The sequence below is a fragment of the Carboxydothermus ferrireducens DSM 11255 genome, from assembly GCF_000427565.1.
GTDB classification, from domain to species: domain Bacteria; phylum Bacillota; class Z-2901; order Carboxydothermales; family Carboxydothermaceae; genus Carboxydothermus; species Carboxydothermus hydrogenoformans.
Genome location: NZ_ATYG01000028.1, coordinates 1 through 18,143, shown reverse-complemented (window position 1 = coordinate 18,143; position 18,143 = coordinate 1). Strand labels below are relative to the sequence as shown.

The 18,143-nt window shown below is 43.3% G+C and carries 19 protein-coding genes; 3 read left to right on the top strand and 16 right to left on the bottom strand.

Features of this window, described 5'->3' with window-relative positions:
* Positions 1-11: 11 nt before the first annotated feature.
* The gene (locus tag CARFE_RS0110525) at positions 12-911 is read right to left on the bottom strand and encodes a DNA double-strand break repair nuclease NurA (protein ID WP_028052736.1); all 900 of its coding nucleotides are present in this window, start codon (positions 909-911) and stop codon (positions 12-14) included.
* A 168-nt stretch (positions 912-1,079) separates the two neighbouring features.
* Between CARFE_RS0110525 and CARFE_RS0110520 the strand changes: the two genes are divergently transcribed.
* The gene (locus CARFE_RS0110520; RefSeq protein WP_028052735.1) at positions 1,080-2,495 is read left to right on the top strand and encodes a FlgD immunoglobulin-like domain containing protein; all 1,416 of its coding nucleotides are present in this window, start codon (positions 1,080-1,082) and stop codon (positions 2,493-2,495) included.
* Positions 2,496-2,533: 38 nt separating this feature from the next.
* Here CARFE_RS0110520 and CARFE_RS0110515 read toward each other — a convergent pair whose 3' ends face one another.
* The 5 genes from CARFE_RS0110515 to CARFE_RS0110495 form a co-directional block, all read right to left on the bottom strand.
* Positions 2,534-2,740, bottom strand: a complete 207-nt coding sequence (locus CARFE_RS0110515; RefSeq protein ID WP_028052734.1) for a hypothetical protein — start codon at positions 2,738-2,740, stop codon at positions 2,534-2,536.
* Complete coding sequence (locus CARFE_RS0110510; RefSeq protein WP_245570784.1) at positions 2,741-5,287, bottom strand: heavy metal translocating P-type ATPase; 2,547 nt, start codon at positions 5,285-5,287, stop codon at positions 2,741-2,743.
* A gap of 49 nt (positions 5,288-5,336) precedes the next feature.
* Positions 5,337-5,588: a cation transporter gene (locus tag CARFE_RS0110505; protein ID WP_051250281.1), complete on the bottom strand. Its 252-nt coding sequence runs from the start codon at positions 5,586-5,588 to the stop codon at positions 5,337-5,339.
* A gap of 13 nt (positions 5,589-5,601) precedes the next feature.
* Entirely contained in the window at positions 5,602-5,868 is a 267-nt protein-coding gene (locus CARFE_RS0110500; protein ID WP_028052731.1) for a metal-sensitive transcriptional regulator, read from the bottom strand.
* A gap of 81 nt (positions 5,869-5,949) precedes the next feature.
* Entirely contained in the window at positions 5,950-6,546 is a 597-nt protein-coding gene (locus tag CARFE_RS0110495) for a TatD family nuclease-associated radical SAM protein (protein WP_028052730.1), read from the bottom strand.
* A 79-nt stretch (positions 6,547-6,625) separates the two neighbouring features.
* On the opposite strand from CARFE_RS0110495, the gene CARFE_RS0110490 reads away from it, so the two are divergent.
* Complete coding sequence (locus CARFE_RS0110490; RefSeq protein WP_011343859.1) at positions 6,626-6,985, top strand: TIGR04086 family membrane protein; 360 nt, start codon at positions 6,626-6,628, stop codon at positions 6,983-6,985.
* Here CARFE_RS0110490 and CARFE_RS0110485 read toward each other — a convergent pair.
* From CARFE_RS0110485 to yiaY, 9 genes are all read right to left on the bottom strand, one after another.
* Positions 6,941-8,161, bottom strand: coding sequence for a two-component system sensor histidine kinase NtrB (locus tag CARFE_RS0110485; RefSeq protein WP_028052729.1), 1,221 nt, complete (start codon positions 8,159-8,161; stop codon positions 6,941-6,943). The genes CARFE_RS0110490 and CARFE_RS0110485 overlap by 45 nt on opposite strands.
* A 149-nt stretch (positions 8,162-8,310) precedes the next feature.
* Complete coding sequence (locus CARFE_RS0110480) at positions 8,311-9,153, bottom strand: FAD/NAD(P)-binding protein (protein ID WP_011343857.1); 843 nt, start codon at positions 9,151-9,153, stop codon at positions 8,311-8,313.
* A complete protein-coding gene (locus CARFE_RS0110475; RefSeq protein WP_028052728.1) occupies positions 9,153-10,181 on the bottom strand; it encodes a 4Fe-4S dicluster domain-containing protein in 1,029 nt (342 codons plus the stop codon). The genes CARFE_RS0110480 and CARFE_RS0110475 overlap by 1 nt, the downstream gene beginning before the upstream one ends.
* Positions 10,182-10,205: 24 nt before the next feature.
* Positions 10,206-11,159, bottom strand: coding sequence for a 4Fe-4S dicluster domain-containing protein (locus tag CARFE_RS0110470; RefSeq protein ID WP_028052727.1), 954 nt, complete (start codon positions 11,157-11,159; stop codon positions 10,206-10,208).
* Entirely contained in the window at positions 11,153-11,584 is a 432-nt protein-coding gene (locus CARFE_RS14975; protein ID WP_011343854.1) for a hydrogenase iron-sulfur subunit, read from the bottom strand. Before CARFE_RS14975 ends, CARFE_RS0110470 begins: the two co-directional genes overlap by 7 nt.
* Entirely contained in the window at positions 11,575-13,557 is a 1,983-nt protein-coding gene (locus tag CARFE_RS0110460) for a CoB--CoM heterodisulfide reductase iron-sulfur subunit A family protein (RefSeq protein ID WP_084138916.1), read from the bottom strand. Before CARFE_RS0110460 ends, CARFE_RS14975 begins: the two co-directional genes overlap by 10 nt.
* Positions 13,554-14,417, bottom strand: a complete 864-nt coding sequence (locus CARFE_RS0110450) for a CoB--CoM heterodisulfide reductase iron-sulfur subunit B family protein (protein WP_028052724.1) — start codon at positions 14,415-14,417, stop codon at positions 13,554-13,556. Before CARFE_RS0110450 ends, CARFE_RS0110460 begins: the two co-directional genes overlap by 4 nt.
* Positions 14,417-14,983, bottom strand: coding sequence for a 4Fe-4S dicluster domain-containing protein (locus CARFE_RS0110445; protein WP_028052723.1), 567 nt, complete (start codon positions 14,981-14,983; stop codon positions 14,417-14,419). Before CARFE_RS0110445 ends, CARFE_RS0110450 begins: the two co-directional genes overlap by 1 nt.
* Positions 14,984-15,241: 258 nt before the next feature.
* Complete coding sequence (gene yiaY, locus CARFE_RS0110440; protein ID WP_028052722.1) at positions 15,242-16,393, bottom strand: L-threonine dehydrogenase; 1,152 nt, start codon at positions 16,391-16,393, stop codon at positions 15,242-15,244.
* A 119-nt stretch (positions 16,394-16,512) separates the two neighbouring features.
* On the opposite strand from yiaY, the gene CARFE_RS0110435 reads away from it, so the two are divergent.
* A complete protein-coding gene (locus CARFE_RS0110435) occupies positions 16,513-17,358 on the top strand; it encodes a helix-turn-helix domain-containing protein (RefSeq protein ID WP_028052721.1) in 846 nt (281 codons plus the stop codon).
* A 108-nt stretch (positions 17,359-17,466) separates the two neighbouring features.
* Here the strand turns inward: CARFE_RS0110435 and CARFE_RS0110430 are convergent.
* A partial coding sequence (locus CARFE_RS0110430) for an IS110 family RNA-guided transposase (RefSeq protein ID WP_028052720.1) occupies positions 17,467-18,143 on the bottom strand: 677 nt, incomplete at its 5' end.

Below are 18,143 nucleotides of genomic sequence, written 5' to 3'. Positions count from 1 at the left end.
ATCCTCTCCTTTTAAAGTAACCGTTCATCCCTAAGCGGCCGTAAGTATAACTCTAAAATTTCTCGGTCAAAGCACGAAGCAAGGAGTATCTCTACCGTTTCTTTCGATAATTTAGTCTTGGAATCGATGACATCAAGGAAAAAAGGAATTCCGCGAGAATCTTCCGGAGTTAGAGCATATAAAAGCTCTAACGCCATCTTCGCCCGCTCTTTTTGACTCTCTAAGAAATCCACCGCGATAGCCTGGGGATGCCTGCTAAGTCTTGCAAAAACCGTAAAGAAACCTTCTTTTAACGTTTCGTCAAAGAAAAGTGCCTCTCCGGGATTTAATAGGCCAAAAAGAATTTCCCGGTCGTAAACCCCTATCTGGTCGGTTACGATTTTGGCAATTGCCTGAGACTGGGCTTCTTCAATAATTCCAATTCCCAAGACGTCCTTTTCCAAAAGGGCCTTTTCCACCTGTTCCCACCTTTCGGGAGCGTGCCGGCGGTAACGGATAAATCCCCCATCAAAAAGCATTATATCCGGCTTAAACCGGTCTATTGCTCTTAACGAAGCTTCAAGCTCTAAAGCCGGAAGCACACGATCTTTGGGGTCATCGTCCGGTTTATCCTCTAAAAAAGGTGCTTTGACATCGCTTACTATAATTTTATCGCCTTTCGGGGTGGCCGCATAGGCCTGGAAAAAAAAGATGCGATAGGGGTAGACTCCGTAGTAATTTACCGAACCGTCTATTCCGGTAATGAGGAGGTTTTCGTAGCTATCATAATTCTTAAGGTTAATAAATTTAGCTCCACGGTTTTTAAGCATTTCTCTTATGGCCACCCGGTTTTTTAAATTTTCCCGGCGGTTTTTTAATAAACTGTTTAATTCACGAAGTTTATTTTGGAGTTCCGGACTTAAATCAAACATACGTTTCACCTCGATAAATAAATTCGTCTTATTTTTTTAAATCCCTGCACCATTTCACATATTTCAGTCTACCTTTACTTAAAAAATATTTTTTTCTTCCGAATTAATTAAAAGAGGGGTATTTAGTCTAAGGACATTCGAGTTTACTAAAGTTTAGGAGGTATTAGCGTGAAGAAAGCCAAGCCTTACCCCCTAATCCTGGTTATAACTTTTACCGCCTTAGTTTTCTTTAGCTTTATTTCCCTGGGGGAAGTACAAAAAGGCCTGTACGTCACTATAAGTCCACCGGTGTTTAATGGCAAAAATTTAACGATTGCTGGTTATTCTACCGCTGACACCATTGGAGCTGCAATCTACGATCAAAACAATCAAGAAAAGCTCTTTAAATCAACTTCAGTAAAAAGCGGAAAATTTTCTTTGTCGTTAAAAAATACCGATTTAAAAAATTTCACTACCAGTGCTTTTTATAAAGTGTATATCTTTGATTTAAATAACACAATTGCAAGCGGTGTTTACGAGTACGTTTATTTTGATAATATAGCTCCTGACATTTCCGTATCTTCCACTACTTACGAAGTATACGACAAAAACAATACCGTAATAACGAAAAGTTACTTTGACCCCGTTGCTGGGGAAAAGTTTATTGCCGAGTATAACCTAAGTGAAAACAGTTATGTAACCGTGCAAGTGGCAGCCTACGATAATGTTAAAGGGAAAGGTACAGTGGTAGCCACTTTATTAAACGGTGTTCCGCAAAAAGCAGGTGCTAATTTTGTCACCTGGTCCGGGCTTACCAGCAGCGGTAAATTCGTAAACAATGGTAGTTATGTATTTGTCTTTACTTTAAAAGATCTGGCTGGCAATACCAAAAACAATTATGTCTCACCGTTAATAGCTATAGTAAAAAAATCCAGCAATACTAACGGTGTTACTTTTAAGGGACACGACCTGGTAATGCCCGGTGCAAGCGATAACTATCACGCTGTTGCTCCCAAAAAATTCCTTAAAGCTACCTTTAACTTTTTTGAGCCCCCGGGTGCGGTTTCCCTTTTAGTTTACGAAAAAGGTGTTAACTCGGAGGTCTATACCCTTTCTCCAGTCTTTAAGCTTGGAAGCAACACTTTAAACTTTTCCGTCTACGGTAACCCTGTTTTTAATTCCGTAAGTTACGGCGTATATTATTTCCGTTTACTGGGTAGTGATGTAACCGGTAATCCTTTCGATGTCTACAGTAGCTATTTTGTGTTGGACAATCGGCCTTTAAGTATAGTTCCAAAAAATGTAGATAATGCAGTAAATAACAGGACTACAACAGGATACAACTTTGCGAACATAAGCTTTACCTTAAGCCGTCCGGCAATGGTCACTGTCCAAATTTTAGATAGCTACAACAAAGTTGTAAAAAATCTTATAAGCAATAACTTTATGGATGGTCCGGTGCAAATTGCCTGGGACTTAAAAAACGCTACAAGTTTTGTCGCCCCCGGTATCTATAAGGTGAAAATAACTGCAAAAGACCTTGGTGGTAATCAGGTAACCGATTCCTCAAAAACTATCACAGTAAATAATGTAAATCCCTTTTAATTAAAGAAAGGGCTGACCTCATCAGAGGTTCAGCCCTTTTATTTCACCTTACTCTTGTAATACGGTATCACCACCGGCATAGTCACAATCAGCATCAAAAAAGTAACCCAGATAAAACCGCCGATTAACTCTGTTGGCCGATAGTTGCCTGTTAAGAAAGCCAGCACCAAAAAGAGTAAACCCGTTAACAGAGATAACGTCCAGTATATCACCCGGCTTTTTCTCAATGCTTCTTGTTCGGTCATTTAACCCACCGCCTTTCCCGAAGGCTTAAATCTTTTCAAAAGAAGCGTATTTAAAGTCACCGATACCGAGCTAAACGCCATCAGTAGAGCTGCCAGTTCCGGGCTTACTAACGCTTTGGTCCAGGGGTAAAACACTCCCGCAGCAAAAGGTATCCCCAGGGTGTTATACACAAACGCCCAGAAGAAGTTTTGCTTGACCTTGCCAAAGGTAGCCCGGGCAATATCCATGGCATTGACAATATCGATAAGGTCTCCTTTTACTATCACCACTTCTCCCGCTTCCTTGGCGATGTCCGTACCGGTACCCATGGCTATCCCCACATCAGCCTGAGTTAAAGCTGGGGCATCATTTATTCCATCTCCGGCCATAGCTACCAGATAACCTTTTTCTTGATAAGCCTTAATCGCTTCTACCTTGCCTTCGGGTAAGACGCCGGCCACCACTTCGGAAATACCAACCTTTTGGGCGATAGCCCGGGCGGTAACTTCGTTATCCCCGGTCAGCATTACCGGAATGTAGCCTTTTTTCTTTAAAAGTTCAATTGCTTTGGCGGAACTTTCTTTGACAGTATCGGCAAGGGCTATAACTCCAACCAACCTATGATCGGCTGCAAAGTACACCAATGTCTTGCCTTCCCCTTTAAGTTTTTTGGCAATTTCTCCGGCCAGTGATGTATCCACCCGGTTTTCCTGCAAGAACTTTTCGCTTCCCGCCAGTATGTTTACCCCGGAATACGTGGCCATAATTCCTTTCCCCGGTATATTATGAAAGGTTGCAGGCTCAGAAGGCTCCTTTTGGTTTATTTCCCGGTATTTTTTAATTATTGCCTGGGCTAAAGGATGTTCGGATAATTTCTCAGCCACTCCAGCAAGTTCCAGAAGTTGCTGTTCATTTATTTCAAAAGGAATGAGGTCCGTCACTTCCGGTTCCCCTTTGGTTATGGTACCGGTCTTATCGAAGGCTATTACTTTGACCTTGGTCATTTTTTCAATTACCTCGGCATTTTTAAACAGGACACCGTACTCCGCGCCTTTCCCGGTTCCGGCCATGATCGCACTGGGCATAGCCAGCCCCACCGCACACGGGCAGGAAATTACCAGCACCGTTAAGCTTATCAGCATCGAAAACCCGAAAACTCCCATTTCGGCAATCCTGGCCGGTGACATGAGAAAGCGGGTTTCAGGAGTAAAATAGGCCTGGTAGCCGTAAAAAAACCAAAAGAAAAAAGTAACCAGCGCCAGAATGTGCACGCCGAGAATAAAATTGCCCGCAACCACATCGGCAAGTTTTTGCAAAGGCGCTTTGGTGGTTTGAGCTTCCTCCATAAGTTTTATGATCCGGGAGAGAGAGGTTTCTTTTCCCACCCGGGTAGCCTTTACGGTTAAAGCTCCTGTTTTAATGATACTACCTCCAAGAACCATGCTGCCTTCGCCTTTATCCACCGGCAAACTTTCCCCGGTCAGCATGGATTCATCTACAGAAGCGGTTCCCCGTTCAACCACCCCATCCACGGGAATCGTCTCCCCGGGTCTTACCACCACCAGGTCGCCTATTTCCACCTCATCGGCAGGAATTTCCTTTTCTCCACCGTTTATTAGCACCCGGGCGGTTTTGGGCTTTAGGCTTATTAATTTTCTCAAGGCTTCCGAAGTTCTTCCCCGGGTTAGCGCTTCTAAATAACGGCCCAAGATAATAAACGCCGTTAAAAGAGCCGCTGACTCAAAAAAGGTCGCCTTCGGCCCGCCAAAACCGGCGTTGGGAAATAGGGTATTAATTACCGCTATTAAATACGCCGACCCAATACCGGTAGCGTATAAAAGGTTCATATCGGTTACTCCGCGCTTTAACCCCTGATAACTTTTAACAAAAAACTCATAACCGCCATACAAAACCACCGGTGTGGTAATGGCCATCAAAAAATAGTTGTTTCCCAAAAATTCGGGCACAAAATATTTAAATATCCATAAATGGCGCATGGTACCTATCATTGCCAAGATAGCCAGGGGCCATACTACTATCATTTTTAACCGCTGGTGGCGAATTTCTTTTTCCCGGGCTTCTTTCTCCCGGGCCAGTGGGTCAATTTCCTCAAAATTAAAGATTTCATACCCCAGTTCCCGGATTTCCCGTTTAAGCCGGCCAACATCTAAAACCCCTTCGTAGGCTTTTACAGTAAGCTGCTGGGCAGGCAGATTTACTACGGCATCAAGGACGCCAGCAAACCCGCGGGCTGCTTTTTCCACCTTTTGCACGCAGGCAGCGCAACTCATACCCTCGACCCGGAACTTATATTCTGCAACTCCCATCTCATAACCCAAATCCTCGATAACCCTGGCAAAATCGGAAATGCCGGTTTTTTGCGGGTCGTACTTTACCGCCACCTGATTATTAATAAGATTAACCACTACCTGTTCCACTCCGGGAACACCGCTGATACCTTTTTCTACCTTCTTCACGCAGGCGGCACAGCTCATCCCGTAAACTTTTAAATTAACCGTCTCCATACCCTTCACCATCCCCAAAAGCGCATCCAAACGCCAAAACAATACCCACCCCAGATTTTGGTGTTAAAAAAAGGGGAGTTACTCCCCCTTTTTACTGTACGCCTACCACTTCATAGCCCGCTTTTTCTACCGCCGCTTTCATTTGCTCAACAGTGGCCAGGTTCGGGTCGTATAAAACGGTAGCCAGACCTTCAGCAAGATTGACAGCAGCCATTTTCACTCCGGTAACCGTATAAAGGGCTTTTTCCACCGACATTTTGCAGTGGTTGCAGGTCATCCCCTCGACTTTTAAAACCACAGTTTGCTCTGCCGCATGATTGTGAGCTCCGCAATGTTCACACATTTTAAATTCCCCCTTATCGTATAAATTTATCCAAAACCTCTAAAAGTTCTTTAATTACCGGTTCTTCTTCACCGGTTTTAATCGCCCTCTTAACACACCCTTTCAGGTGTCCCTCTAAAATTAACAACGCAACTTTGTCGAGCGCCCCCTTTGCCGCTTCAATTTGATTTAAAATATCAATACAGTAGCGGTCTTCCTCCACCATTTTGGCAATACCTCGAATTTGCCCTTCCAAACGCTTTAACCGCTTTGCTATCCCTTCCTTATCGCGAACGTACATCTTCGCCTCCTATACCCCAGGGGGGTATTTCTTTGTTTTCATAGTATTACATTTTGTCGTTTTTGTCAAGCCCTTTTAATTTTAATTTCCATAAAACTCCCGCACGCGCAGCTTAACTCCCAGGCGTTCGGCAACTTTTTTAGTCTCCTCCACATCAACTCCTTCCCAGCGGACCACCGTTACCACTACCTCCGGTATATATTTTTTGCTTTCTTCGATAAATTTTAAAACTTCAGCATACGCCTCTTGCCCGTATCGGGAGCGGCTCACCTTCTGGTAAGTTTCGGCATCCTGAGCATTTAAACTGATGGAGATTACATCAACCAGCCCCTTGAGCTCCGGCAAAATGTTTCTCCCATGATACCGGTTGGCAAGGCCGTTGGTATTGATGCGAACTTTTTTGACCCCAATTTCTTTTAACCACCGGGCTACTTCCACCACCTCTTTTATTCTTAAAAGCGGTTCACCATAACCGCAGAATACCACTTCTTCGTATTTTAACGGATCTTTTTCTTTTAGGGCAGCGATTATCTCCCGGGTATCCGGCTCCCGCTCTAACCAGAGGTCGTAACCGACCCCCTTCTCGGTTTTTCGGATGCAAAATACACAGGCATTGGTACACCGGTTAGTTAAGTTGATATACAAACTGTTGCCAAGTTCATAGGCAATTTCTGCCATTTTCCTCACTCCTTCGGTTCTGAAAAAATAAGCTTGTTCATATTTTTTACTGTAGAAACGATGGTAAAGGGGGTTTACTATGAACTTTAAAGCAGTTTTCTGGGGTACGATAATAGCCCTCGGAACTTTACTTTTCTTAGGTACGATCTTTGCCGTTATTTTTTATTATTTTATCACCAATTTTGCCTGGTGGACAGCTTTAAGCTTTGCGGTTCTTTTTATAAGCCTTTTAGCCGGCGGCTTTGCCGCAAGTCGCAGGGCGCAAAAAAAAGGCCTTTGGCACGGCCTTTTAATCGGAGTAATTTTTATCGTTATTTTTTTAATCGCATCTGCAGTATTATTTCACACACCCTTTTCCTGGGTTTCTTTTTTAGAAAAAAGTTTAATTATCCTTTTAGCCGGCGCAATTGGCGGAATTTTGGGTGTGAGCATTTTCTAAGGGTAACGGAAGAGTAATTTCAAAGGTCGCCCCACCCGTTTCGTTGTTATATACTCTAATTTCGCCCCCGTGTTCTTCAATTGTACGGTAACAAATGGCCAGTCCAAGCCCGGTGCCTTCCGGTTTTGTGGTAAAGAACGGTTCAAAAATTTTCGATCTTAGCTCTTCCGGAATTCCCGGCCCGTTATCCGCAATCCTTAAACCTATCTCGTTATTACCGTGTTCATAAAAAGTTTCAATTACAATCACCCCATCTTTTTGCAGGGCTTCAAAGGCATTATTTAAAATACTCGTAATGGCAAGATAAAGGCTTTCTTCATCTCCATAAAATAAGGGCAATTCTTTAGCCAGGTTTTTTACAATAGAAATATTGTTTAAATACGCTGTCGGAGTAAAATTTTCTACAACCTTTTCAATCAGGTAATTTAAGTTGAAAAAAGTTTTTTTAAGTCCTTTATCGCTTCCTAAAATTAATAACTCGGAAATAATTTTTTCAATCCGATTAATTTCCTGCAAAACGGTGTTTAAAAATACTTTACTCTCCGGGTCATTTAATTTTTCCTGGCCTAAAAGCTGGATAAACCCTTTAACAGTTGTTAAAGGGTTTCTAATTTCATGAGCCGTGCCGGCAGCAATAGTTTTAACCACCGAAAACTTCTCCTGGTTAATTAATTCCCGCGTTAATATTTGTTTATCTTTGGTATCCCAAAGTACCAAAACTGCTCCGGAAATTTCTCCCTTTGGCCCAAAAAGCGGATAACTTTTTCCCCAGAAACGCTTTACACAGTTCTTAATCTCTATCGGATAATTTTCTACCTCAAAGGTCTTTCTGTACTTTAAAGAATCCATTAAAATAGAGCGCTCCAAAACCCCGAATTTTTGAAAAAACATTTCATAGTTTTTTCCTAAAATTTCCTCTTTTGTTATACCAAAGACCTCTTCAGCTCTCCTATTTAAAAATATCACTTTATTATTCTTATCAATTGCGATAATTATATTGGGAGAATTATCAAGAATGGTAAAATACAAGTAAGTGAGCCGGTTAAAACTCAAAATCTTTTTTAATATTTTACTTTTTTTACTATTTTTAATGCTTAATGTAAAAAGAGCTTTTTGATTAAAGACTAAGATTAACGTTAAAAGAAAGAAAAACGATACTAAAAAACAAAAAATCATTAACTGCCCCCTTTAATGTTAATCATTCTATAAATTTCGCCACTTTGTTTAATATTCCTTTCCCTTCGCCCAGAATATTTATCAAAATATTTCTACACAATTCACGCTATTTCTACAAAATAAAAACCCGGCATACGCCGGGTAATTTTTTAAAACTCCGGAGGCAGCTTTTTAAGGTCACGCAAAGTAAAGACGGGACCATCAACGCATACAAATTTGCTCCCGATATTGCAGCGTCCGCATTTCCCAATACCGCATTTCATTTTTAATTCCAAAGTGGTTACCACCTGGTCCTCGGAATAACCCATCTTCTCTAACGCCTGCAAGACAAACTTAATCATGATCGGTGGTCCGCAGGTAATGGTTACTTTATTTTGAGGATTGGGATTCAGTTCTTCCAGGTAAGCAGGAACAAATCCCACATGGCCATCCCAGCCTTCTTCGGGACGGTCAATGGTAACGTAAACCTTGGTGTCCGGCTGCTTGGGCCAGTTGTCAAATAAATCGTATTTAAAGCAAAGGTCGGCCGAGGAACGGGCTCCGTAAAGGATTTCCACCTTACCGTAATCCTTGCGGTTTTCCGGGGCTAAAACAAAGTCAATAAGCGATCTTAGCGGCGCTAAACCAATACCCCCTCCGATAAAAAGGAGATCCTTTCCTTTCATCATTTCATAGGGAAAATGATTGCCGTAGGGACCCCGGATTCCCACCTTCATTCCTGGCTCCATCTGGTGGATAACGGAAGTAAGTCTTCCCACCTTCTTGATGGAAAACTCGAGCATTCCCGTCCTGGTTGGCGAAGAGGTTATAGAAATTGTGGCTTCCCCCACCCCAAAAATGGATATCTGCGCAACTTGTCCTGGTTTTTGTTTAAAAACTTCAAACACCCCGGGATCGTCAAAAACCATTTGAAAAGTTTTCACATCGGGGGTTTCATCAATCACCTTGGTTATGGTTGCAATATACGGTAATAAAGGATTTTCCAGTGCCATTACACCCCACCCTTTATGTCGGAAATTATTGCCCGGATGTCGATATTTTCGGGGCAACGCTGGACGCAACGGCCACAGCCTACGCACCCCACTACGCTATACCGGTCCAGGTGGTACTTTAACTTATGCATAAAGCGGTTTCTAACCCTTTCCTTTTTCGTGGGACGCGGGTTATGGCCGCCAGCCATCCGGGTAAAATCGGAAAACATACACGAATCCCAGCATCTAAACCGTTCACCGATCCCGTCACCCCGGTTAAAATCATTGATATCGAAGCAGTGGCAGGTCGGACAAACGTAGGTACAGATCCCACAACCAAGGCATTTTTGCGCCCACTTTTCCCAGAGGGGAAGTTCAAAGTTTTCATCCAACACCTCTTTAACCCCGGTTAAGTCAATAAACTTTATTTCTCCTTTAACCTTTTCGGTAAGCTTAGCTTTTTCCGCTTCTAAATTCGTGGTATCTTCAAAAACTATTCCGGGAATAGCCGAAACCAACCTTTCCCCGCGCTCGGTAACCACTTCCACAAGGTACTTATCCCCAACCTCGGTTAAATGAACATCAGCCCCATCGGCATCGGTAGGATTGATGCCATAGGCGGTGCAAAAACAAGTGGGTAAAGCTTTAGTGCAGGATAAACCTATCACATAGGTTTTATCCCGGCGTTCCTGATAATAACGGTCGGGAAAACGGGTGGTAAAGACCGGATCTAAAGCCAAAATGCTTTTTAAATCACAGGAATGAACGCCAAACAGTACCTGTTCGTCGGTTATTTTTTCCGGGGATTCCAATTCAATCGCCACATTGTTCTTGTTTTTTATGCGAAACATCTTTTCGGTTTGCGGAAAGAAAAGATCCTTCGGTGGCATCCGGGTAATTCCGTAATCAAAAACTATATCGTCAACCTTTTCCACTTCTTTAAAGAGGGTTAGACCATCGTCCTGTACCGGGGCTATTAGGGGAAACTTTTCTTTAATTGCCCCTAACCAGGTTTTAAGATTTTCCTTTAAGATGTATCCTTTTCTCATCTTTAAGTCACCTCGTAGGTTTAACTACATAAACTCTTCCGGATCATCGGTTTTAAAGGTCCCCAGAACCGGCCCCTGCTCGGGATTTTTGCCCGGAGTTTCTACGGCGAACAGTTCTTTCATATCTTTAATCATTTTGCGGTTCAAGGTGTTAACGGGTATCCCCATCGGACAAACCCGGGAACACTCGCCACAGTCCACACACCGTCCGGCAACGTGCCACGCCCGGATTAAGTGGAAAGCGGTATTTTCCGATAAATTAGCCGCTTTACCCACCCAGTTGGGTTCTGCCATGTCAAAAACGCAATCCCGGCAGTTACAGGCAGAACAAACGTTCCGGCAGGCATAACAACGGATGCATTTTTCAAACTGTTTATCCCAGTACCTGGATTTTTCCTCTACCGAAAGGTTTTCAATGGCTTTGACATCTTCATAGTCGTCCGTTCTAAAAGGAGCCACTTCCTCGCCCAATAACACATCGTAAACCACGGGCGTTGGGGTTTCACACCGGTAACATTTATCCAGTAGATAATCTTCTTTGCGAAGTTTAAACTCGCCTTTTGAAGTTTTTAAGATAACTTCGTCGCCCTGCTCGGTAAAATCTACCAAATCCCCGGAAAGGTCAAAATCTTTAGCAACTTTATTTTTGTCTAATATACCCTTACAGGGTACACCGATTACATAAAAGTTCTCCCGGGGGAATACTTTGTCCTGAACCAGCCGGATTACAGAACGGGAATCACAGCCTTTGACAATTACCCCAATTTTTATATTTTCATACAAATGGTCCATCACAAATTTCGCTAAATTATTAACCGCAAAGGGCGACCAAATAAGCTGCTCCACTTCCTCCACCGACTTTACGAAAGCCGGCCGCACGGTCCCGGCATCGGAACCGGCGCCGTAACCAATAACAAAATCAACCTGTTTATTTTCCAAAAGTTCGGTAACGGTAGACTTAATTTTTTCCTTTAGCATCGGTCATCCCTCATCTTCTTGTTTGGTCCTAAGGCCCGCACCTCTTCGGTAACTTTCTTGGCAGTTTCCACCACTTTCTGGGCCTCCGAGCCGGAAATCCAGCGGGCATGAAAACGCCCGGGTTCAAAACCTATAAATTCAAAAAGTCGTTTCATTAAAAGGAACCTTCTGCGGGTGTAGTAATTGCCACTAACATAGTGGCAGTCACCGGGATGTCAGCCGGAAACCAAAACCCCATCAATGCCCCGCTGAAAAGCTTTGATGACAAACTGGGGATTAACCCGGCCGGAGCAGGGTACCCGGATTATCCGTAAGTTGGTGGGGTACTGCATCCGGCTAACCCCGGCCAGGTCTGCTCCGGCGTAACTACACCAATTGCAAAAGAACGCTATTATTTTCGGCTCAAAGTTTTGCTCTACAGACATATTGCTTCCACCTCCGCCAGGAGCTGTTCGTTGGTAAAGCCTTTGAGGTTAAGGGCTCCTACCCGGCAGGCAACGGTACAGGCTCCGCAACCCTGACACAAGCTGGTGTTAACCGTTGCCACGGTGCGTTCGATAACCTTACCGTGAACCCGTTCGGTAATCTTCTTCATGTCAATAGCTTTATACGGACAAATGGGTTTACATAATTCGCAACCGGAACAAAGCGCTTCGTTAACCTGGCTGACGATTGGCTCGGCAGCTAACTGATCCTTGGATAACAGCCCGATAACCTTGGCCGCCGCTGCACTGGCCTGCGCTACCGTGTCCGGAATATCCTTGGGCCCCTGGCAAGCGCCGGCTAAAAATACGCCTCCGGTAGTGGTCTCCACCGGCCCAAGCTTGGGGTGAGCTTCCTGGAAGAAGCCATCTTTGTCTAAAGAAAAGCCGACAATTTTGGCAATTTCCTCCGACCCCTTGGCCGGTACCATAGCGGTGGCCAAGACCACCAGGTCGGCTTCAATTTCCACCGGAACTCCGGCCAGGGTGTCAGCTCCGCGAACAATCAATTTATCTCCTAAAGGATAAATCTTCGATACTCGCCCTCGAATGTACTGGGCACCATCTTCCAGGGTTTTGGCGTAAAATTCTTCGTACATCTTGCCGGCTGTCCGAACGTCCATGTAGAAGATATACACCTGCGCTCCGGGAATCTTTTCCAAAACCTGGTGCGCATGCTTGGCAGTATACATACAGCAGGCCCGGGAGCAATAGCTCTTGCCTTTTTGGTCATCCCTTGAACCAACGCATTTAATAAATACAACCGTTTTGGGCTCTTTGCCATCGGACGGACGAATAATCTTGCCACCGGTAGGACCGGAAGCACTGGCCATCCGCTCAAAATGTAATCCGGTAATCACGTCCGGATACTGACCGTAACCGTACTCACCGTAGACTTTTTCCCACTCGAACAGGTCATAGCCGGTAGCCATGATAATGGCTCCGACTTTTTCTTTAATATATTCATCCTGCTGGTCGTAATCTATAGCACCGGTAGGACAAACCTTCTGGCAAACGCCGCACTTGCCTTTGGTAAATTGCCGGCAGGTAGTACGGTCAATAACCGGCTTATTGGGAACCGCCTGGGCAAAAGGAATGTAAATAGCTTTCCGCTTACCGAGCCCTAAGTCAAATTCACTGTCTACTTTAGTGGGACATTTTTCCCAGCAAGTACCGCATCCGGTACATTTATTATGGTCCACCGATTTGGCTTTTTGCTTAATGGTAACTTCAAAATTGCCAATATAACCGGAAACTTCGGTAACTTCCGCATAAGTATAAAGCTTAATGTTTGGGTGCTGCGCCGCAGCCGCCATCTTCGGGGTAGATATTCAGCTGGAGCAGTCTAAGGTTGGGAAGGTTTTATCGAGCTGCGCCATTTTCCCGCCAATGGTCGGCTCCTTTTCCACCAATATAACCTGATAACCGGCATCGGCGATATCCAAAGCCGCCTGAATTCCGGCAATACCACCGCCGATGACCAGGGCTTTTTTCGTGATACCGATAGCTGATTTGTAAAGGGGCTCCAAGCGTGCAGCCTTAAAGACAGCCCGTCTGACCAGTTCGATTGCCTTTTCGGTCGCTTTTTCTTTTTCTTGAGCATGGACCCAGGCAACGTGCTCCCGGATGTTAGCCATTTCAAACATGTAGGGGTTAAGTCCTGCCCGTTCGGCAGCCTTTCTAAAGGTTTGTTCATGCAAACGCGGCGAGCAGGATGCCACCACGACCCGGTCCAAGTTGTGCTCTTTAGCCGCTTTGATAATCAGCTCCTGGCCGGGCTCCGAACACATGTATTTATAATCAGTAGCAAACACTACATTGGGCATTTCCTTTGCCGCCTCAGCTACTCTCGGGACATCCACAACCCCACCGATATTAGAACCGCACCAGCAGACAAATACTCCTATTCTCTTCATCGTGCATCTCTCCACTCCAGTACTTTTTTGGTGCTAACAAAGTGGGTATTTAAGCCAAGCTCCTCAGGTTTTAAACCGAGAGCTAAACCAATTAATTCAGTAAAGTACAATATGGGCAGGTTGAAGTCGTCCCCGTAAACTTCTTTAATCTGCCCCTGACGGGTGTCAAGGTTGGACTGACAAAGGGGACAGGCGGTAACGATAACATCCGCTCCGCGGTCTTTAGCCACCCGCAGGATATCACGGGTAAGTTTTAAGACAATTTCGGTATTGGAAACCGCCAGCGCTCCACCGCAGCATTCGGTCTTAAACGACCAGTCAACCGCTTCCGCACCGGTCGCTTTAACCAAATCGTCTAAAATCTGGGGGTTTTCCGGGTCGTCAAACTGCATAATCTTGGGTGGCTTGACCAAAAGACAGCCGTAATAAGCTGCAACCTTTAGTCCGGTAAAAGACCTAACTTTCAAATTTTCTATTTGGTCCTTTGCCTTGGCGATAACTTCCACCAGGGAGTAGGTGTGGGTATTTCCTTCATACGGCCGCGCTAAAGTACCATTGATTTTTTCCCGGATTTCCGGGTTTTCTTTCATTTCCCTTTCTGCCACCACCAACCGCTGGTAACAGGCAGCGCAAGGTGCAGCAATATCCAGACCCAAGGTTTCCGCCTGAGCAAGATTCCGCGCCCCTAAAGCTACCGCCAGTAAGTGACTGGTACTGTGCCCGGCAGTAGCCCCGCAGCAGTTCCAATCGGGAATCTCTACCAGCTCAATGTTTAAAGCCTGAGCCACCTTTTTGGTAGACTTGTCGTATTCCTTAGCGGTTGAGTGGAGGGAACAACCGGGATAATATGCGTATTTCATTAAATGCCGCCCTCCAGTTTTTCTATATTTTCAAAAATCTTTTTAATTTCTCCCGAATTTTTTACCTTGGATGGGAAAAAAGCCAGTTTACCTAAGGCTAACATTTTCGGTCCTAAGCTGGCATCTTTAAAGGGTTGACCGGTTTTCAGGTTAAAATTAAGAATTAAACCCAGCTCATAAAGCTTCCCGTATTTTCTAATCATATCCAGGAAAATCCGGTTAAAAGCCGCTACATTCCGGCTGTTTGCCGTATAACCCTTCCGGCGGGCAATTATCCTTAAGCTGTCCATAACTCTGGCAATGTCGATATTTTTCGGACAACGGGTCGTACAGGTGTTGCAGGAAGCGCAAATCCAGATGGTCCGGCTCCGTAAAACCTCTTCCCCTATCCCGATTTTTGATAGATGCATAATCTGGTTCGGGGTGTAATCCATGGCATACGCCACCGGACAACCAGCGGTACACTTACCGCACTGGTAGCAATCCCTCAAATGCTGGCCGCTTTCCTTTTCAACCTCTTCAACAAATTTTTCATCTCTGAGCTTTGTATAATTTAGAACATTCATAATGTTTTACACCTTTTAAGGTGTTTATCTTCACCTCCTATCCCTTTCCCGTCAAAGATAAGGTTTTTCATACGGTATTTATATTCTTCTTTCAGGGGAAAATTCCTCTTTTCCTTAGCGATTTTTTCGACAAATATCATTAATTTTTTTTATGGGGTATTAGGATTCAACGGGTAAATGCCAAAGGCAAAGAAATTCGCCAATACCCGAAGTATTGGCGAATATTAAACGGCAAAAAGTCTATCGATGCATTTAAAATTACATTGCTTCCTTAAATATCCGTATAATATCATCTAAGCTCGCCTGCTTTGGATTGGTAAATCCGCAAGCATCTTTCAGGGCATTTTCGGCTAAAGTCTTAAGATCCTCTTCTTTAACTCCCAATTCTTTAAGACCCGATGGTATGCCAATTTCCCGCGAAAGATTTTTAATTGCTTCAAGTACCTTTTCTCCAGCTTCTTTTGCCGTTAAGTTTTCTACATTTATTCCCATTGCCTTAGCTATATCAATAAACCTTTCGGGTACAACCTGCAGATTATAGGCCTGCACATGAGGTAGCAATACAGCATTACACACACCATGAGGAAGATCGTAAAACCCTCCCAGCTGGTGGGCCATCGCGTGTACATATCCTAAGCCTGCATTGTTAAAGGCTACCCCGGCTAAATACTCCGCATAAGCCATTTTATCCCTTGCCTCAATATCCTTTCCATTTTCTACTGCCCGTTTCAGGTATTTAAAAATAAGCTCGATTGCCATAAGGGCTGCCGCGTCGGTAACCGGAGTCGCATCAATAGATACGTAAGCTTCAATGGCATGGGTTAAGGCATCCATCCCCGTTGCGGCAGTTAAAGCTTTTGGCATCTCTACCATTAATTCGGGATCGTTAACAGCCATTATCGGAGTTACATGCCAGTCGACAATGGCCATCTTTACGTGTCTATCCTCGTCGGTTATTATTGAAAATCTCGTCATTTCACTTGCGGTACCAGCAGTAGTGTTTACCGCCACCAGAGGTAACATGGGTTTAGCCGACTTATTTACCCCTTCATAATCCTTGATGGAGCCACCATTAGTTGCCACCAGCCCAATGCCTTTGGCACAATCATGAGGCGAACCTCCACCAAAGGAAATTAAAAAATCACAGTTGTTCTCTTTTAACATTTTAAGACCATCTTCAACATTTTTAACCGTAGGATTTGGTTTAGTTTCATCAAAAATAACGTACTCGATTCCTTCGTTGTCCAGGATTTCGGTTAACTTATTAACAAGACCAATCTTAACCAGTACCTTGTCGGTTACAATAAGAGCTTTTTTAAAACCGAGCTTTTTAATTTCCTCGCCGGCCTCTTTCAGGCAGCCAATACCCATTAGGCTAACCGGCGGCATGTAAAATCGGTACGTCTTCATTTTTATAACCCCCTGTTCATTTTATTTTTAAAGTTTGATAAAATTATAACAAGCAAAAAACGCCAAATCTAACCCGTTTTTGCAAAAAATAACCCAAAATTGCACAAGGGGTGAAAATAATGTTTTTACCTAGTTTAACCCCCGATAAAGAGTTTGATACCGAAAAGGCGAAAATTTTATATTATGATTTTGTTAAACCAATTAAAGCTACTTACTATACCAAAAATTATTTAAGAATTTGTACGATTTTGGAGGGTAAGAAGCAAGTTACTGTAAATGAATTTGAGAACGTCGAATACACAAAAGACAATTTTGCAATCTTGGCTCCCAATTCAAAGGTAGATTTAAACATCGGAAATAAAACCAAGGCTCTTGTTATTGAGGTAGATAATACTGTTATTAACCAGTTAATTGAGAGGATCCAAATTGAATTAGGGTATGAAGAAATAAAAAAAGTCACCAATTACTTTTTTTTATGTAGCGTTACTGAAGAAATGCTGGGCACTTATAAAAGGATTGTAAGGACCTTAAACAGTCAGGAAAAGGGAAAAGAGTTTTTGCTGGACCTCTATATCCAGGAAATGCTCTATGAAATATTAAAATTTAGAGGTGCAAAGGAAATTATAAACTCTGTAAAGAACGCCAGGATCAACAATATTTTAAGCTATATTAATGAAAGTTATCATAAGAACATTAAAGTAGCCGATATTGCAAAAATTTTTGGGATGGAAGAGTATGAGTTTTGCAGATATTTTAAGACCTATACTTGCAAAACCCCAAAGGAATATATAAAAGAACTCAGACTTAAAAAGGCCAAGGAACTATTACAATACCAGAGCGTCACCGAAACCTGCTATGAGGTGGGCTATGAAAATATCTCATATTTTATAAAAGAATTTAAAAAAGCCTTCAATATAACCCCAAAACAATATCAAAAGACCTACGGTAATATGTCAAGACCATAAGGTCAAAAATTTTCGAAGTTAAGACTTAAAAAAGGCAATAGAAAACCATCCTGAATCCAAGCTACATGGAAACAAGTAACAAAAATGGAAATTGAGATTTAAAAAATATTAAACAAGATTCCTCCTTTGCTCCTTGGGGAGATAAAGTTGGTTGCTGCGCAGCAGAGCATCAACCATACGCACTAGTTTACGTGCGGTAAGGACCAAAGCACGGCGATGATGGTGAGTTTTACTTTCCCGGAATTTACGGGAGTAGAACTCACGGTATTCAGGCTCGTACTGACGAACAGAATTAGCAGCCTGAATTAAGTAATACCGCAAATAGGCATTACCGGTTTTAGTAAGTGGCGTAGTATCAGCTTCAAATTCACCGGACTGATGCTCTCGCCAAGTTAAGCCAGCAAATTTAGCTAAAGCTGAATCATTAGGGAAACGATGGATATCACCAATTTCAGCAATAATACCGGCGCAGATAACCGGACCAAGGCCAGGTACAGAATCAAGGGTGTGCTTAAAATGTGCTATTTCTTTAGCAATAGCTTTATCAATAGTTTTGATTTGTTTTTCTAGAGTTCTAATAGTTTCAAGGCTGGTAGTTAAAATCAGGTTGACAGGTTCCAAAAGGTTACCCCTTAACCTATGGGCATTATGAGCAGCGATTTTCAGTTTTTCAGCAGTAGCTTTAGGATCAGCAAAATGTTTATTACCTTTCTCCACCAAAAAATCAATTAAATCATCAAGCGGTCGAGCCGCAATTTCGTCGGGAGAAAGGAATTCGGTTAAAA

Bases quoted from the DNA above. Each gene is read 5' to 3' on its own strand.
- CARFE_RS0110490 (WP_011343859.1), top strand. From the start codon at position 6,626: ATGAACTTTAAAGCAGTTTTCTGGGGTACGATAATAGCCCTCGGAACT.
- yiaY (WP_028052722.1), bottom strand. From the start codon at position 16,393: ATGAAGACGTACCGATTTTACATGCCGCCGGTTAGCCTAATGGGTATT.
- CARFE_RS0110450 (WP_028052724.1), bottom strand. From the start codon at position 14,417: ATGAAATACGCATATTATCCCGGTTGTTCCCTCCACTCAACCGCTAAG.
- CARFE_RS0110435 (WP_028052721.1), top strand. From the start codon at position 16,513: ATGTTTTTACCTAGTTTAACCCCCGATAAAGAGTTTGATACCGAAAAG.
- CARFE_RS0110445 (WP_028052723.1), bottom strand. From the start codon at position 14,983: ATGAATGTTCTAAATTATACAAAGCTCAGAGATGAAAAATTTGTTGAA.
- CARFE_RS0110505 (WP_051250281.1), bottom strand. From the start codon at position 5,588: ATGTGTGAACATTGCGGAGCTCACAATCATGCGGCAGAGCAAACTGTG.
- CARFE_RS0110525 (WP_028052736.1), bottom strand. From the start codon at position 911: ATGTTTGATTTAAGTCCGGAACTCCAAAATAAACTTCGTGAATTAAAC.
- CARFE_RS0110515 (WP_028052734.1), bottom strand. From the start codon at position 2,740: ATGACCGAACAAGAAGCATTGAGAAAAAGCCGGGTGATATACTGGACG.
- CARFE_RS0110485 (WP_028052729.1), bottom strand. From the start codon at position 8,161: ATGATTTTTTGTTTTTTAGTATCGTTTTTCTTTCTTTTAACGTTAATC.
- CARFE_RS0110480 (WP_011343857.1), bottom strand. From the start codon at position 9,153: ATGGCACTGGAAAATCCTTTATTACCGTATATTGCAACCATAACCAAG.
- CARFE_RS0110495 (WP_028052730.1), bottom strand. From the start codon at position 6,546: ATGGCAGAAATTGCCTATGAACTTGGCAACAGTTTGTATATCAACTTA.
- CARFE_RS0110475 (WP_028052728.1), bottom strand. From the start codon at position 10,181: ATGAGAAAAGGATACATCTTAAAGGAAAATCTTAAAACCTGGTTAGGG.
- CARFE_RS0110500 (WP_028052731.1), bottom strand. From the start codon at position 5,868: ATGTACGTTCGCGATAAGGAAGGGATAGCAAAGCGGTTAAAGCGTTTG.
- CARFE_RS0110470 (WP_028052727.1), bottom strand. From the start codon at position 11,159: ATGCTAAAGGAAAAAATTAAGTCTACCGTTACCGAACTTTTGGAAAAT.